Genomic DNA, 15,061 nt, shown 5'->3' with positions numbered 1-15,061 from the left:
GTGCCCTCGGATCTCGCCGCGCGATCCGCCGTGGCGCATGGCGCTAGCCGGCCTGGCGCCGCGTGCGCCTTGTGGGGCTGGCGGCGCCCGCAACGCCCGCCAGCTGCGACAGCGAATGCTCGGCACCGCGGCTGGCATCGGCCACGAAGTCAATGAAGCGCCTGACCCGTACGGGGATGTGGCTGCGATGCGGGTAGTACATGTAGAGGCCCACATTATTGCTGCTGAAGCGCGACAGCACCGGGACGAGCCTGCCGGTCCCGAGGTCCTCGTGCACCATGTAGGCCGAGAGCTGACCGATCCCGATGCCGGCCCGCACCGCCTCGACCTCCGTCTCGACGTCGTTGAAGGTGGCCACGGCGGGGAATTCCTGGTACACGAGATTGCCGTCCACCTGCAGCTCCCATGGCACCATGCGGCCCGTGACGGGGCGCCTGAACCCTGTGCACTGGTGGTTGGCGAGGTCTTCCAGGCTACCCGGCTCGCCATGCTTTTCCAGGTAGGCCGGGGCGGCACAGATCAGCAGCGGCAGGTCGCACAGCCGCCGGGCCACGAGATTCTGGCCGGGGCTCGTGCCGGCGCGAAATCCGATATCGATCCGTGACTCGACCAGGTCAGTGAACAGGTCGCTCAAGACGATATCGAAGGTGATCCCGGGGTACTGTTCGCGGAATGCCCTGATCAGCGGCACCAGCACGCGGGCGCCAATGGAAGGCGGCGCCGTGAGACGGATCATTCCGTCGTCTTCGCTCTTGCTGCTGCGCACCTGTCCGAGCGCCTCGTCGAGCTGACGCATGCCGGGCTCCGCGAGCTCGAATAGCCGGGCACCCTCGGTGGACAGGCTCATCTTGCGCGTGGTCCGGTGAAAAAGCCGCACGCCCAGTTCTTCCTCCAGGGTGCGAATCGCCTTGCTGACGGCTTGCGGTGTGACGCCGGCCTCCACTGCCGCCTGGTTGAAGCTCTTCGCCCGCACGACGCCAAGAAAGAGAGTGAGTGCCCGGGCCTTGTCCATGATTTGCAACCAGCGGTTGGGAATGAAGCAATGATGGTACGCCTGGCGCAATGGACGCGCCAAACCGATGGCAGCCGGAAGCATCGCGCGCGCCGGCGTGGCGCGCGGTGTCAGATCAATTGCCGGAGTTGTCCCGCTGCTGCTTCCAGCTGATGTCTCAGCAATCTCAGCAGGCAATACATGCCGTAGGCTTCTTCGGATTTCTCGCTTTGCATCTCCGCCAGCGTCATCACGCTGTCCAGCCCCGCGCGGACGCTATCGAGTTCGGCGCAACCGTTGGTCACGCGCTGGCGGATATCCGCGCCCAATACCTCGATCAGGGCAGCCACTTCGGGGACGCGGGGATTGGGCTTGGTGCCGGCGGCGATGGCTGCATCGATCAGTTCCGCGATCAGCTCGCTGTGCTGGCTGATGACGGGCCCGGACAGCAGCGGCGCACTGGCGGCGGCAGCGGTGGCGGGCTTGGAGCTGTTGCGGGCGTTGTGGCGCAATGGTGCCTCCTGGGATAGGGAGGGCCGCTTGCGCTTGTTCCCATGCAAGGGAAGCGGGCCCGGAAAAACTGCCTGGCGATGCTACGCCGTTTCCCCGCTGCTTTGGCGCAGCTTCTGTGTTGTTGCCGCGCCGTTCTTGCGCCGTTCCTGCGCCGTTCTTGCGCCATTCTTGCGCCGTCCCGCACTCCCCGGCACTGCTTCGTGCGATTTGCAGGCAACCCGATCCTGCGATTCTTGACGATCGGGGTGGGGGTGTCAAGCTGATGCCATGTCGGTTTTGTGACGTTTCTGTTGCGGGTCGCGCGGTGGTTGCGGGGGGACGCGCAGCGTCGATGCCGGCAGCGCCGACGGTCGATCCATCACCTATTCTTGTAGATCGCACGCCAACGACAGGACACCCAAATGGTCACCCCGACACCCCAACAAATCCCCGCCACCCTCATCCCCGGCGACGGCATCGGCCCCGAAGTCGTGGAGGCCACCGTCAAGCTGCTCGATGCCCTGGGCGCGCCGTTTTCCTGGGACGTGCAGCAGGCCGGCATGGCGGGCATCGCGCAGGGTGGCGACCCGCTGCCGGAGGCGACGCTGGAGAGCATCCGCCGCACCGGCCTGGCGCTCAAGGGGCCGCTGACCACGCCGGTGGGCGGCGGCTTCCGCTCGGTCAACGTGCGGCTGCGCGAGGCGTTCAACCTCTACGCCAATGTGCGGCCCGCGCGCACGCTGGTGCCGGGGCGCTTCGAGGATATCGACCTGGTGCTGGTACGCGAGAACGTGGGCGGTTTCTACGTGGCGCACGACTACTACATCGGCGTGGGAGACGATCCGCATGCCGTGGCGGTCTCCACCGGCACCAACACGCGCGATGCCTGCCGGCGCATTGCCCGCTTCGCCTTTGAGTACGCGGTGAAGAACCAGCGCAAGAGGATCACCGTGGTGCACAAGGCCAATATCCTCAAGGCGCTGACCGGGATTTTCCTGGAGGCCGCGCGCGAGGTGGCGCAGGACTATGCCGGCCGCGTCGAGATGGACGACCGCATCGTGGATGCCTGCGCGATGCAGCTCGTGCTCGATCCCTGGCAGTTCGACATGCTGCTGTGTACCAACCTGTTCGGCGATATCCTGTCCGACCAGATCGCCGGGCTGGTAGGCGGCCTGGGCATGGCGCCGGGCGCGAACATCGGCGACGCCGCCGCCATCTTCGAAGCGGTGCACGGCTCGGCGCCGGATATCGCCGGCAAAGGCATCGCCAACCCGATCTCGCTGATGCTGGCCGCCGGACTGATGCTCGAGCATGTGGGCCGGCAGGACCTGGCGGTCCGGCTGCGCGGCGCGATCGACCAGGCGCTCAACCAGGACCAGGTCAGGACCGGCGACCTGAAGGGATCGGCCTCGACCCTGCAGTTCACCGAAGCGGTGGTGAAGCGCCTGGGCTGAGTCCACGCGCCGGACCCGCCAGCGCGCCGATACGTGCGTCAGGCCAGCAGCCTTGCCTCGGTCAGCTGTTGCAGCGTGTCGAGGCTCATGCCTTCGGCCATCGCTTCGACCTGCAGGCCATCCGGCGTGACACGCATCACCGCCAGGTCCGTGTAGATGCGCTTCACCACGCCGTGCGCGGTCAGCGGCAGGCTGCAGCGGTGCCTCAGGCGCGGGCGGCCTTCGCGCGTGGTGTGTTCCATCAGCACCCACACCTCGCGCGCGCCGTAGGCAAGCTCCATGGCGCCGCCCACCGCGGGCGGGGTGTTCGGGTCGGCGCGGGTCCAGTTGGCGAGATCGCCGTTCTCGGCGACCTCATACGCGCCGAGGATGGCCAGGTCCAGATGGCCGCCGCGCATCATGGCGAAGCTCAGCGCGGAATCGAAGATCGCCGCGCCCGGGCGCAGCGTCACCGGCTGCTTGCTGGCATTGACGAGTTCCGGATTCTCCTGCCCGGCCGGCGGCCTCGGGCCCAGGTGGAGGATGCCGTTCTCGCTGTGCAGGAAAACCTCGCGGCCGGGCGGGATCATGTCGCCCACCTGCACCGGCAGGCCGATGCCGAGGTTCACGTAGGCCCCGGCGGGAATGTCCTGTGCCGCGCGCTGCGCGACCTGTTCACGGGTCCACCGCATCATTGCGCGCTCCCATTTTGCGTTGCCGCTGCCGTGACGACCACCCGGTGCACGAAGATGCCGGGTGTCACGATCCGTTCCGGGTCCAGGGCGCCGGCCTCGACCATGCCGTCGACCTCGGCCACCACCACGCGCGCGGCCGTGGCCATCACGGGATTGAAGTTGCGCCCGGCCAGTTGATAGTCCAGGTTGCCGAGGCGGTCGGCGTGCCGGCCGCGGATCAGCGCGAAGTCGGCATGCAAGGGCAGCTCCAGCACATGCTGCACGCCCTTGATCTCGCGCGTGTCCTTGCCTTCTGCCAGGATGGTGCCGGCGGTGATGGGGCAGTAGAAGCCGCCCAGACCGGCGCCCGCGCAGCGGATGCGCTCCACCAGCGTGCCCTGGGCCACCAGTTCGAGTTCGATCTCGCCGCGCCGGTAGGCGTCGCGGAAGGCGGTGGCGCCCGCGGTCAGCGGGTAGGAGCAGACCAGCTTGCGCACGCGGCCCGCCTCGATCAGGCTGGCCACGCCCTCGCCGTCGTAGCCGGCATTGTTGGATATCACCGTGAGGTCGCGCGCGCCGTGCGCCAGCACCGCGCCGATCAGGCCACCCGGCAGTCCGGCGCTGCCGAAGCCGCCCACCATCACCGTGGCGCCGTCGTGCAGCCCGTGCAGGGCCTCGCCGCAGCTGCCCACCTGTTTGTTCACCAGTCCCATGCGAGGCTTGCTCCCCATCCGTGCCGCGGCACTCCATGCCGCCAAGGCAGCATCATGCGTCGGGGAGCAGCATAGGTTCAAGTATCGCTTGCTTAATTTTTGATAAGCTAGACTTATGATCATGACGAACTCCGGTGATCCGGAAAAGACGGCGCCAATGAACCTGGAACTCCGCCATTACCGCTATTTCGTCGCGCTGGCCGAAGAACTGCACTTCGGGCGGGCGGCGGAGCGGCTCGGCATTTCGCAGCCGGCGCTGAGCCAGCAGTTCCGCTGGATCGAGCAGGAGGCGGGCGCGCCCCTGCTCTCGCGCAACAAGCGACGCCTGGCGCTGACCGAGGTCGGCACGGTGTTCTACGAGGAGGCCGCCGGCATCCTGCGGCAGGTACGCCAGGCCGAGCTGGCCACCGCCAGCGCCAGCCGGGGCGATGTCGGCAGCGTGTCGATCGGCTACGTGGCATCGGCCGCGTTGTCTGGCCTGCTGCCGGGCCTGGTCCATCGTTTCCGCCAGGAGTATCCCGGCGTCGGCATGTCGATGCGCGAGACCGACGTGCCGGCGCAGCTCGAAGCCGTGGCGCGCGGCGAGCTCGATATCGGCTTCGTGCGGCCGCCGCTGCGCTCCCTGCCGGAAGGCGTGGCGCTGCTCGACATCGCGGCCGAACCGGTGGTGCTGGCCATGCACGCCACCCACCCGCTGGCGCGGCGCGCGCGCATCGACGTGGCGCTGCTGCGCGACGAGACCTTCATTTGCACGCACACGGAACACGGCACCGGCTTCTACGCCATTACGCTGGCCATCTGCGGCCAGGCCGGCTTCCAGCCGCGCGTGGAGGCGCTGTCGCGGCAGATGGCGACCATCATCAGCATGGTGGCGGCGGGCTTCGGCGTGGCGTTCATCCCGGCCTCCATGCGCGCGTTCGCGCCGCCGGACGTGGTATTCAAGCCGCTCGCGCGCAACGATGTGCTGTCCCACCTGGCGGTGATCCATCGCCGCAACGAGCGCTCCCCCGCGGTGCTGCGGCTGCTGGAGCGGTGCCGGCAGCTCAAAGGCCGGCGCCAGAAATGAAAACGGGCCGGGCGGGGTGATCTCCCGCCCGGCCCGCCGCCACGCGCAGCGGGGCTTACGCCTTGAGCTGCTCGCGGATCGGCAGCGCGCGGATGCGCTTGCCGGTGGCCGCGAAGATGGCGTTGCACAGCGCCGGCGCGATGACCGGCACCGCGGGCTCGCCGACGCCGCCGAGCGGCGCGTCGAAGCTGCCCGGCACCAGGTGCACGTGGATGGCGCGCGGTGCGGCCGGGGCGCGCATCACTTCGTACTGGTGGAAGTTGTCCTGCTGGGCACGTCCATCCTTGAAGGTGATCTCGCCCGTGGTGGCGAGGCTGATGCCCATGATGCAGGCGCCTTCGACCTGCGAGCGGATGCGGTCCGGGTTGATCTGCGCGCCGCAATCCACCGCCATATCGATGCGCGGCACGCTGATGCCGCCATCATCGCTCACCGCCACCTCGATCACCGCCGCAACATAGGTCACGAAGCTGTAGCAAACCGCCAGGCCGAGGCCGCGGCCCTTGGGCAGCTTCCTGCCCCAGCCGGCTTCGCGCGTGGCCAGTTCGATCACGTTGCGCAGCCGGGCAGTATCGAGCGGATACTGCTGCGGCGACTCGCCGTAGTTCCACGTATCGGACAGTTGCGTCGGGTCGACCTTGCGGTCCGGTCCCAGCAGCGCGAGCAGGTAGTCGCGGTGATCGCGCCCGGCCGCGGCGGCCAGTTCGGCCGCGAACGACTGCACGGCGAACGCGTGCGGCACGTTGGATACCGAACGGAACCAGCCGATGCGCGTGTGCGCCTCCACCTCAGGGTTCTCCACGCGCACGTTGGGGATGTCGAAGGGCATGTTGACGGCCGACATGCCGAGCTCGAACGCCGCTTCGTTCCTGGCGCCGGCAGCGAAGATCGAGGCGATGGTGGAAGCCGCGGTGCGGTGCAGCCAGGCCTGCGCGCGGCCGTCGGCGGACAGCATGGCTTCCATGTGCTCGACGGAGACGGTGTGGAAGTAATCGTGGTGCAGGTCGTCGTCGCGCGTCCACGTGACCTTGACCGGCTTGCCGTCCATGGCCTTCGACAGCAGCGCGGCTTCAGCGGCGAAGTCCGGCTTGGACTTGCGGCCGAAGCCGCCGCCCAGCAGCGTCACGTGCACGGTGACGTCCTCGGGTTTGAGGCCGAGATGCCCGGCCACGGTCTCGCGCGTGGCCTGCGGTGCCTGCACGGAGGTCCATACCTCGCACTTGCCGCCTGCGATGCGCGCGGTGGCCACCGGCGGCTCCATGGTGGCATGGGCCAGATGCGGCAGGTAGTACTGCGCCGTGACGTGTTTGCCGGGGCCGGCCAGCGCGGCCATGGCGTCGCCCTGGTTGCGCACGACCTTGCCGGGCTGGCTGGCGGCTTTTTCCATGGTGGCGCGGAAAGCAGCGGACTCATAGCTGGCGTTGGGGCCGTCGTTCCACTGGATCTTGAGCGCCTCGCGGCCCTTGATGGCCGACCAGGTATTGGTGGCGATCACCGCCACGCCGCCGAGCGGGTGGAACAGCGCGGGCGCGGGGCTGCCGGCGATTTCCACCACCTTGACCACGCCGGGCACCTTCATCGCCTGCGCGGCATCGAAGCTGGCGACCTTGCCACCGAACACCGGCGGGCGCGCCACCACGGCGTAGAGCATGCCGTCCAGGCGCACGTCGATGCCATATTGCGCGCGGCCAGTGGCGATGTCATGCCCGTCGATGCTGCGCGTGCTGTCCTTGCCGATATAGCGGAACTGCGCGGGGTCCTTGAGCTTGAGGCTGGCGGGTGCCGGCACCGGCAGGCGCGCGGCGTCCTTCGCCAGCGCGCCGTAGCCCAGGCTCCTGCCGCTCGCGGCGTGCACCACCGCATGGTTGCGCGCCTGCACCTCGCTCACCGGCACGCCCCAGCGCGCCGCCGCGGCGGTTTCCAGCATGGCGCGGGCACTTGCGCCCACGTGCCGCATCGGCTCGAAGAAATGCCGCACGCTGCGCGAGCCGTCGGTGTTCTGGCTGCCGTAGCGCGCTTCGTCGCCGGGCGCCTGCACCACGCGCACCCGGGCCCAGTCGGCCTCGAGTTCGTCGGCCACCACCATCGGCAGGCTGGTGCGCACGCCCTGGCCCATCTCGGAGCGGTGGCAGACGATGGAGACCTGGCCGTCCTCGCCGATGGACAGGAACACCAGCGGGCTGTCCACCGCGCCGCCGGGCATGCCGTCGCGACCGTATTTCTTGGGTTCGTCGGCGGCCAGCACGACGCCGTCCAGGCCCACCGTGAGCGTCAGCCCGGCGATGGCGCCCATGCCCTTGAGCCAGCGGCGGCGCGCTGCCGATTGCGGGCTGCCGTCCGCGGCCGTCGTGAGTGCGTCGCGGGCGTTCATTTGGCGCTCCGCTTGCCGGCGGTGCCGGTGGCCTTGCCACCGGCCTTGGCGCCCGCCACATTGGACTTGGCCACGTGCTGGATGGCCGCGCGAATGCGGGTATAGGTGCCGCAGCGACAGATATTGCCGCTCATGGCGCCGTCGATATCGGCTTCGGTCGGGTGGGGGTTGGCGTGGAGCAGTGCCGTGGCGGACATCAGCTGGCCCGCCTGGCAGTAGCCGCACTGTGGCACGCCGAATTCCTCCCAGGCCGCCTGCAGCGCCTGGCCGGTCTTGTCCGCCGACAGGCCCTCGATGGTGGTGATCTTCTTGCCTGCGACCGCCGAGATCGGCGTCACGCACGAGCGGATGGGCTGCCCGTCCAGGTGCATGGTGCAGGCGCCGCACAGCGCCATGCCGCAGCCGAACTTGGTGCCGGTCATGCCGAGGTGGTCGCGCACCGCCCATAGCAGGGGGGCGTCGTCCGGCAGGTCGATCGAATGCGGCTTGCCGTTGATCGTGATTGTTCTCATCGTCTTGTGGGGAGTGGTCCAGCGGAGGAAGGACGGCCAGCGCGCATCGGCATGCGGGCCGCTGCGGCAACGTGGCGCAATGCGCATTGTGACGCCGGCGGGGATGGGGCGGGAATGACGCCGTCGGGATTTGTCAATTCCGGAAAACGGAATAAAGGCGCCAGGCCATCGCAAGGGGGGGCGAAAGCAGGAGCACTGGCCAGCATCGGCGCGCGCCGGCCTGCGCCGGTCGTCGCGCTATTTTAGTTAGAGATCAAACTTTTTATTGACAAGGGCTGCCAAGGTGCTACGATTGCTTCATGTAGTTCGATATCTAAGTATTTTTTGTGGGATACCACGCGAACCTGCCGGATCAACCGGAACCTGGAGCCAAGCATGTACGACACTTTTGCAACCGACAAGCTGATTGACCTGTGGCTGACCGAAGACATCGGCATCTGCGACCTGACCGTCCAGACCATGATCGAGAAGGACGAGACAGGTTCGTTCTATATGAACGCACGTGAACCGATGCTGATTGCCGGCGTGGACGTGGCCGCGCGCGTGTTCAAGCGCTATGACCCCGAACTGCATGTCGACGTACGCGTCGCCGACGGCGACAAGGTCGGCAAGGGCGCCATCCTGATCGCGGTGAGCGGCTCCGCGCGCAGCGTGCTGACCGCGGAGCGCACGGCGCTGAACATCATGCAGCGGCTCTGCGGCATCGCCAACCAGACGGCTCGCTACGTGGAAGCGATCGCCGGCACCAAGGCGCGCCTGATCGACAGCCGCAAGACAACCCCGGGGCTGCGGGCGCTGGAAAAGCACGCGGTCACCTGCGGAGGCGGGCTGAATCACCGGCTTAGCCTGGACAATGGCGTGATGATCAAGGACAACCATATTGCCGTTTGCGGCAGCATTGCCGCGGCCGTGGCGCGCGCGCGGCGGCAGTTGCCGGTGCTGACCAGGCTCGAGGTCGAATGCGACCGGCTCGATCAGGTGCGCGAGGCGCTCGACGCGGGCGTGGATGTGATCATGCTCGACAATATGTCGGTGCCCGACATGCGCGAGGCGGTGGCCTTCGTCGACGGGCGGATCAAGGTCGAAGCGTCAGGTGGCATTCGCCTCGAAACGATCCGCCCGATCGCCGAGACCGGCGTCGACTACATCTCCACCAGCAAGATCACCCAATCGGCACCTGCGGTGGACATCGGTCTGGACGACGCGGTGTAAGCGGGCAGGGCAACACGTCAGGTCACTCCTGCATCGCCGGCCAGAAGTCTGCCGACCGGTCATGTTGGTTGCGCGAGGCAAGTCCTCGCGCTTTTTTTCGCGCGCTCCCGGCGCGTACCCCGCGCAGACGGCGGGCGCTTGTCTCCGGCGGGCCTCAGAGGCTTGCCAGCAGGCGGCCCAGTTCTTGCGTGGATGGCACGCGGCGGCCAGTGCCTTCCGCTTCGGTCTCGTCCTGCGCCAGGTTGCGGATGACGGCCATCAGCACCTTGCGCGCCGCGGCCACTTCCGCGGCCGACACGCCCTGGATGGCGATGTCGTTGACTTCCTCCGCCAGCGGCACCAGCTTGCGCTCGAGCGCCTTGCCCGACCGCGTCAGGAAAACGTGGATGTTTTTCTTGTTGCCGGGGAGGTGCGTGCGTTCGACATAGCCCAGGGCCTCGAGTGCCTTGACGGCGGTGAACGTGGTCGGCTCGGTGACGCCGGCGAGATCGCTCAGCTCGCGTTGCGACAGCCCGTCGTTGGTCCACAGGATGCGCAAGATCACCCAGTGCCCATACGACACCTGGTGTTCGGCCAGCCGCATTTGCAGGGCACGGATGAATGCGCGCGCCCCATCCTTGACAAGGTGAGCCAGGCGCTCGCTGGCAAGCTCCTCTTCCTTCGGGGCTGCCTGGGGTGCTTTCGCTTTCGTGGTTGCCATGTTGACGGTCTTCGATTCCGATTGCGGCGCCTGCGAAGCGCCGCGCCTGTATCTCCGAATGATATCGCGTCGGCCCCCGAAGTGCCGCGACGCGGGCGTGGCGCTGCGGACCGTCCGCTTTCACTAATGTAGTGCTCACTACATCAGTGCGGCGTGCGCAGGGCCGGCGCCGGCATGCACCCGCACAGGGATTTCGCCTGGCGCCGGAGACGGAAATTCCTCCGGTTCCTTGTGCACAAAGGCTTTCCGGCATTGGCCCGGCTCTTGCATATTCTTAGATGTCGAACTTATCTTGACAACGCGATGACAGCTGCTAGCATAGCTAGTACTTCGATATCTAAGCAAAATTGCGCGATGCCGCAAAGGACGACAAATGAGAAGCGAGGACTTCAGCACCATCTCGACGGCGCCGCTAGGCAAGCCCGTGGCCGCCGGCACGTTCTTTCTCGTGGTGGGACCCAGCGGGGCGGGCAAGGACTCCTTGATGGACGGCGCGCGTGCGGCACTGGCGGGCGATGCGCGCTATGTCTTCGCGCGCCGGGTGATCACGCGCGCTGCAGGTGCGCCAGGCGAGGACCACGAGGGCGTCGATGAGTGCGAGTTCGCCGCCCGCGAGGCAGCCGGCGAGTTCCTGATGACCTGGCAGGCGCATGGCCTGCGATACGGCTTGCCGGCAGCGACCTTGCGCGAGCTGGAGTGCGGACGCCACGTGGTAGCCAACGGTTCGCGCAGCGTGGTGGCGGCGCTGGCGCAGCGCATGCGGAATTTCATGGTGATCCACGTGACGGCGCCGGCTGCCGTGCTGGCGCAACGCATCGCTGCGCGGGGCCGCGAATCCGGCGACGCGGTGCGGCGCCGGCTGGAGCGCGCGCCCGATCCCATGCCGGCCGGCGTGCCATGCGTTTCGGTGTGCAATGACGGCACGCTCGAAGCCGGCGTCATGCATTTCGTGCACGCATTGCGCTCGACGGCCATTGCGCTGGCCCTGCGGCCGGTGCCGGTCTCGGCCGAAGGCGCGCATATCGCCTACGTTTCCCCCGCTGTTGCCGACGCCGTTCGCCACGCGCGCGTGGCCGTGCGCGCCGGCGGCCTGGAGTTGCCCGCCGCCTTGCATGTACTGGACAGCGCGGCGCTGCTGGGCGACCACGAAGTGGGACTGTCAGGCCCGCTGCGCGAGCGGCTGGGCGCGGTGGCGGGCGCCACCGTGCGCGTGCGTCGCCTGCCGGAGCCGGCCAGCCGCGCATCGCTGCGTGCCAAGCTGCGGGGCGAGCCGCTCGACGAAGCGGGCTTCGAGGCGGTGCTGCGCGACGCGGTGGAAGGGCGCTATACCGAGCTGGAACTGACGGCGTTCCTGGTGGCCGCCTCGCGCCAGCTCTCCGATGCGGAAGTGGTGGCGGTGGCGCGGGCGCGCACGCGCTTTTCGCGCCGCATCGACTGGAGCGAGCCCATTGTGGTGGACAAGCATTCGATGGGGGGCGTGCCCGGCAGCCGCATCACGCTGATCGTCGTGCCGATCGTGGCCGCGCACGGGCTGGCGATGCCAAAGACATCCTCGCGGGCCATCACTTCGGCGTCCGGCACGGCCGATGCGATGGAGACGCTGGCGCAGGTGGACCTGGACTTCGAGGGCGTACGCCGCTGCGTGGCGCAGGCGCGTGCCTGCATCGCCTGGAATGGCCGGCTCAACCACTCACCGGTCGACGATGTGATGAATGCCATCACGCGCCCGCTCGGCCTCGATACCAACCGGTGGTCCGTCGCCTCGATCCTTTCCAAGAAGTACACGGCCGGCTCGACGCACGTGATCGTCGACCTGCCCTACGGCCCGCAGGCCAAGCTGGCGAGCGAGGCCGAGGCGCGCGAGCTGGCGGCCCTGTTCGAGGTGGTGGGCCAAGGCCTGGGCATGCATGTGCGTGCCTTTGCCACAGACGGCAGCAAGCCCATTGGCCGTGGCGTGGGGCCGGCGCTCGAGGTGCGCGACGTGCGCCTCGTCCTGGACGGCGATGCGCGTGCGCCCGCCGACCTGCGCGACAAGGCACTTTTCTTCGCTGGCGAGATCCTGGCCTTCGACCCCGCCATCGGCACAGCCGCGGCGGGCCGCCAGCGTGCCGCACAACTGCTGGCCTCGGGTGCCGCCCGCGCCGCGCTCGATGCCATCGTGGCGGCCCAGGGCGCGAAGCCGGTGGCGGACAAACCAGCCGCGCACGTGCACGAGGTGGTCGCGCAGAGCGCCGGCGTGGTCACGCAGATCGACGGATTCGCCATTTCCGGCATTGCCCGCAGCGCCGGCGCGCCGCGCTGCCCCGGCGCCGGCGTGGACCTGCTGTGCGCGGTGGGCGAGCGCGTTGTGCCGGGGCAGGCGCTGTTGCGCATCCACGCCGGCAATGCCGCAGACCTGGAAGCGGCGCGCGAGGCATGTGCGCTGCTTCGCGCAGGCGGTGCCCGCGCCATGCCGCCTGCCATCAGCGTCGTTCCCGGTTAGCCGGCGCGCCGGCGCATTGCACTATCATTTCCTTCAACTGTCGAGGCTTCACAATGACCCCTGTATCTGTGGTTCGCAGTATCGTCTCTCTATCCCTGCTGGGCGCGGCGTTGCTCGGCATGCCCGCGCTGGCCAGCGCCAGCATCGCCAAGGATTTTCCCCAGAAGCCGATCCGGCTGGTTGTGACCTTCCCGGCTGGCGGGGGAACCGACATCCTGGCCCGCGTGATCGGGGCCGAGGTCGCGCACAGCCTCGGCCAGCCGGTGGTGGTGGACAACCGACCCGGCGCGAGCGGCAATATCGGCGCGGAGTTCGTTGCCAAGAGCGCGTCCGATGGCTATACCTTGCTCGCGGTCAACAGTAGTTTCGCGATCAATCCCGCCGTTTTTCGCAATCTTCCGTTCGATCCGGGCAAGGACTTCAGCGCGGTGATTTCCATGGCCTCGGTGCCGTCCGTGATCGCCGTGCCGGTCGGCTCGAAGATCCAGACGTTCGGCGACCTGCTGAGCGCCGCGCGCTCGGCCCGGCCTCCCAGCTATGCGTCCTGCGGCAACGGCACGCCGCAGCACCTGGCGGGTGAGTTGCTGAAGATCTCCGCCAAGGTCGATATGCTGCACATCCCGTACAAGGGTTGCGCGCCGGCGCTTGCCGATGTGCTGGGAGGGCAGGCCGACATCAGTATCAATACGCTGGCCAATACCGTGCCGTACCTGAAGAGCCATAAGCTGCGCGCGCTGGCCGTGACTTCCCGCAGCCGCTCGCCGCTCTTGCCCGAAGTGCCATCGGTCAGCGAACTGGGCGTCGCCGGCTACGATGTCGATCAGTGGTTCGGCATCCTCGCCCCGGCGAATACGCCGCCGGAGATCGTGCAGAAGCTGAACCAGGCCATCGCCCGCGCCGTCGCCAAGCCGGAGATCAAGGCCAATCTCGCCCAACTCGGCTTTGCCACCGCAAACAGCACCCCCGCCGAGTTCCAGAAGGTCGTCGCCAGCGACATCGAACGCTGGAAGAAGCTCGCCGCGCAGATCGGCCTCCGGGTCGACTGACCCGGCGCAGGCAACCGGTCCGCGCCGGGAGCCAGCCCCAGTTCCATTCCGTAGTCATTCCCCTCCAGTCACGGACGCCGCCGGCCCCGTGTGCCCGCTTGCGCCCAGGCCTGGCACGTGTTCGCACGCGCCGGGCCGGGGGCAGGCGCGGCATGAGGGAGGCAAGCAACACGAACAGAACAATCCATGAGAGCAATGTCAGCGAAAACGGCAACGACCCGCTTCGAATCCGCCACGGAGCGCGCCATGCATGCCCGGCTAGCACGTGCTGCCATCGGCCTGCTTGCGGCCGCCTGTGCGCCTGCCTGGGCGCAATCGAGCCTTGTGCTCTATGGCGTGGCCGATGTCGGCGTGGAGTACCTCAGCCATGCCGACGCCAGCGGGCACGCATTGACGCGCATGGCTTCGGGCAACCTATCCGGGTCGCGCTGGGGCATGCGCGGAACGGAGGATCTGGGCAGCGGAGTCAGTGCGTTGTTCGTGCTCGAGAGTGGCTTCGACATCGACGCAGGCACCTTGGGCCAGGCTGGCCGGCTGTTCGGGCGGCAGGCATTCACCGGCCTTGCCACGCCGTACGGACGACTCACCGCGGGCCACCAGAACAACCTGCTTTACGACATCCTGATCAACTACGACGCCATGGCCATCGCGCCGCGCTACTCCGCGTTCCTGATGGATACCTCGCTTGCCGGCCGCTACGACAATGCGGCCAAGTATGTGGCGAAGTTCGGCGGACTCAGCGCCAGCGCGATGTATTCCTTCGCGCGCGGCACAACGGTGGGAAGCGGCGCGACGGGCACCATCGCCGGCGAGACCCCGGGCGATGCCAGGAGCGACCGCGCTTTCAGCGGCGCGCTGGAATACGACGCCGGCAACGCGGCGGCCGCGCTGATCTACGACCAGCAGCAGGGCACGGCCGGGATCGCCGGCCAGAGCCCCGCCCAGCGGGACCGGCGCATCGCTCTCGCCGCGAACCTCACGCTGGCCAAGGCGAAGCTGTTCGCCGGCTACCGCTGGTTGAGCGGCGACATCGGCGCGACCGCGACGGTGCCCGCGCGGCGCAACAACCTGTTCTGGCTTGGCGCAAGCTATGCCCTCACGCCGGCGCTCACGCTGAGCACCTCCGCCTATGTGACGGACGACCGTCGCTCCGGCCAGGACCCCTGGAGCCTGGTGGGCAACCTCGACTACGCGTTCTCCCGGCGCACCGATGCCTACCTGACGGTGGGTTACGTGAAAAACAAGGACGGCTCGCGGGTGGGGCTCAACGGGCCGCAGACCAGCATCGGGCCAGGCATGAGCCAGTTCGGCGCGGTAGCGGGCATTCGCCACAAGTTCTAGCCGCGAACTCTCCCCCCTCGCGGGTTGC

At 68.2% G+C, this 15,061-nt stretch carries 13 protein-coding genes; 6 read left to right on the top strand and 7 right to left on the bottom strand.

All coding sequences use genetic code 11. The features are described 5' to 3' along the window. Window positions 1-43: 43 nt before the first annotated feature. A complete protein-coding gene (locus AC1DKV_RS11945; protein WP_441643321.1) occupies window positions 44-1,012 on the bottom strand; it encodes a LysR family transcriptional regulator in 969 nt (322 codons plus the stop codon). Between the two features lie 110 nt (window positions 1,013-1,122). Continuing rightward, window positions 1,123-1,503 (bottom strand): DUF1484 family protein, encoded by a 381-nt coding sequence (locus AC1DKV_RS11940; protein WP_441614662.1) that lies wholly within the window; start codon window positions 1,501-1,503, stop codon window positions 1,123-1,125. A gap of 402 nt (window positions 1,504-1,905) precedes the next feature. On the opposite strand from AC1DKV_RS11940, the gene AC1DKV_RS11935 reads away from it, so the two are divergent. After that, window positions 1,906-2,937 (top strand): isocitrate/isopropylmalate dehydrogenase family protein, encoded by a 1,032-nt coding sequence (locus AC1DKV_RS11935; RefSeq protein WP_441614660.1) that lies wholly within the window; start codon window positions 1,906-1,908, stop codon window positions 2,935-2,937. A gap of 38 nt (window positions 2,938-2,975) precedes the next feature. On the opposite strand, the gene AC1DKV_RS11930 is transcribed toward AC1DKV_RS11935, so the two are convergent. Together AC1DKV_RS11930 and AC1DKV_RS11925 are read right to left on the bottom strand one after the other, a co-directional pair. Beyond that, window positions 2,976-3,611 carry a 3-oxoacid CoA-transferase subunit B gene (locus tag AC1DKV_RS11930; protein ID WP_441614658.1) on the bottom strand — a complete coding sequence of 212 codons (636 nt, stop codon included), beginning with the start codon at window positions 3,609-3,611 and terminating at the stop codon, window positions 2,976-2,978. Then, window positions 3,608-4,297, bottom strand: a complete 690-nt coding sequence (locus AC1DKV_RS11925; protein WP_441614753.1) for a 3-oxoacid CoA-transferase subunit A — start codon at window positions 4,295-4,297, stop codon at window positions 3,608-3,610. Before AC1DKV_RS11925 ends, AC1DKV_RS11930 begins: the two co-directional genes overlap by 4 nt. Before the next feature lie 163 nt (window positions 4,298-4,460). On the opposite strand from AC1DKV_RS11925, the gene AC1DKV_RS11920 reads away from it, so the two are divergent. Then, window positions 4,461-5,369, top strand: coding sequence for a LysR family transcriptional regulator (locus AC1DKV_RS11920; RefSeq protein ID WP_441614656.1), 909 nt, complete (start codon window positions 4,461-4,463; stop codon window positions 5,367-5,369). Between the two features lie 55 nt (window positions 5,370-5,424). Here AC1DKV_RS11920 and AC1DKV_RS11915 read toward each other — a convergent pair whose 3' ends face one another. Next, window positions 5,425-7,740 carry a xanthine dehydrogenase family protein molybdopterin-binding subunit gene (locus AC1DKV_RS11915; protein ID WP_477131439.1) on the bottom strand — a complete coding sequence of 772 codons (2,316 nt, stop codon included), beginning with the start codon at window positions 7,738-7,740 and terminating at the stop codon, window positions 5,425-5,427. Further along, on the bottom strand, window positions 7,737-8,252 hold the full coding sequence (locus AC1DKV_RS11910) for a (2Fe-2S)-binding protein (protein ID WP_441614652.1): 516 nt from the start codon (window positions 8,250-8,252) through the stop codon (window positions 7,737-7,739). Before AC1DKV_RS11910 ends, AC1DKV_RS11915 begins: the two co-directional genes overlap by 4 nt. Before the next feature lie 375 nt (window positions 8,253-8,627). Here AC1DKV_RS11910 and nadC point away from each other — a divergent pair, with 375 nt between their 5' ends. After that, window positions 8,628-9,464 (top strand): carboxylating nicotinate-nucleotide diphosphorylase, encoded by an 837-nt coding sequence (gene nadC / locus AC1DKV_RS11905; protein ID WP_441614650.1) that lies wholly within the window; start codon window positions 8,628-8,630, stop codon window positions 9,462-9,464. Between the two features lie 154 nt (window positions 9,465-9,618). Here nadC and AC1DKV_RS11900 read toward each other — a convergent pair whose 3' ends face one another. After that, window positions 9,619-10,164 (bottom strand): MarR family winged helix-turn-helix transcriptional regulator, encoded by a 546-nt coding sequence (locus AC1DKV_RS11900; protein WP_441614648.1) that lies wholly within the window; start codon window positions 10,162-10,164, stop codon window positions 9,619-9,621. Window positions 10,165-10,537: 373 nt separating this feature from the next. Between AC1DKV_RS11900 and phnN the strand changes: the two genes are divergently transcribed. The 3 genes from phnN to AC1DKV_RS11885 all read left to right on the top strand — a co-directional run bounded on the left by phnN (window position 10,538) and on the right by AC1DKV_RS11885 (window position 15,033). Further along, entirely contained in the window at window positions 10,538-12,646 is a 2,109-nt protein-coding gene (gene phnN / locus AC1DKV_RS11895; RefSeq protein WP_441614646.1) for a phosphonate metabolism protein/1,5-bisphosphokinase (PRPP-forming) PhnN, read from the top strand. Between the two features lie 53 nt (window positions 12,647-12,699). Then, window positions 12,700-13,692: a tripartite tricarboxylate transporter substrate binding protein gene (locus AC1DKV_RS11890; RefSeq protein ID WP_441614644.1), complete on the top strand. Its 993-nt coding sequence runs from the start codon at window positions 12,700-12,702 to the stop codon at window positions 13,690-13,692. Between the two features lie 195 nt (window positions 13,693-13,887). Further along, window positions 13,888-15,033 carry a porin gene (locus tag AC1DKV_RS11885; protein ID WP_441614642.1) on the top strand — a complete coding sequence of 382 codons (1,146 nt, stop codon included), beginning with the start codon at window positions 13,888-13,890 and terminating at the stop codon, window positions 15,031-15,033. Window positions 15,034-15,061 lie beyond the last annotated feature (28 nt).

The sequence above is a fragment of the Cupriavidus sp. 05T41 genome, assembly GCF_056396525.1.
Note: the sequence above shows the minus strand (reverse complement) of the source record. Positions and strands in the feature narration are given on the sequence as shown.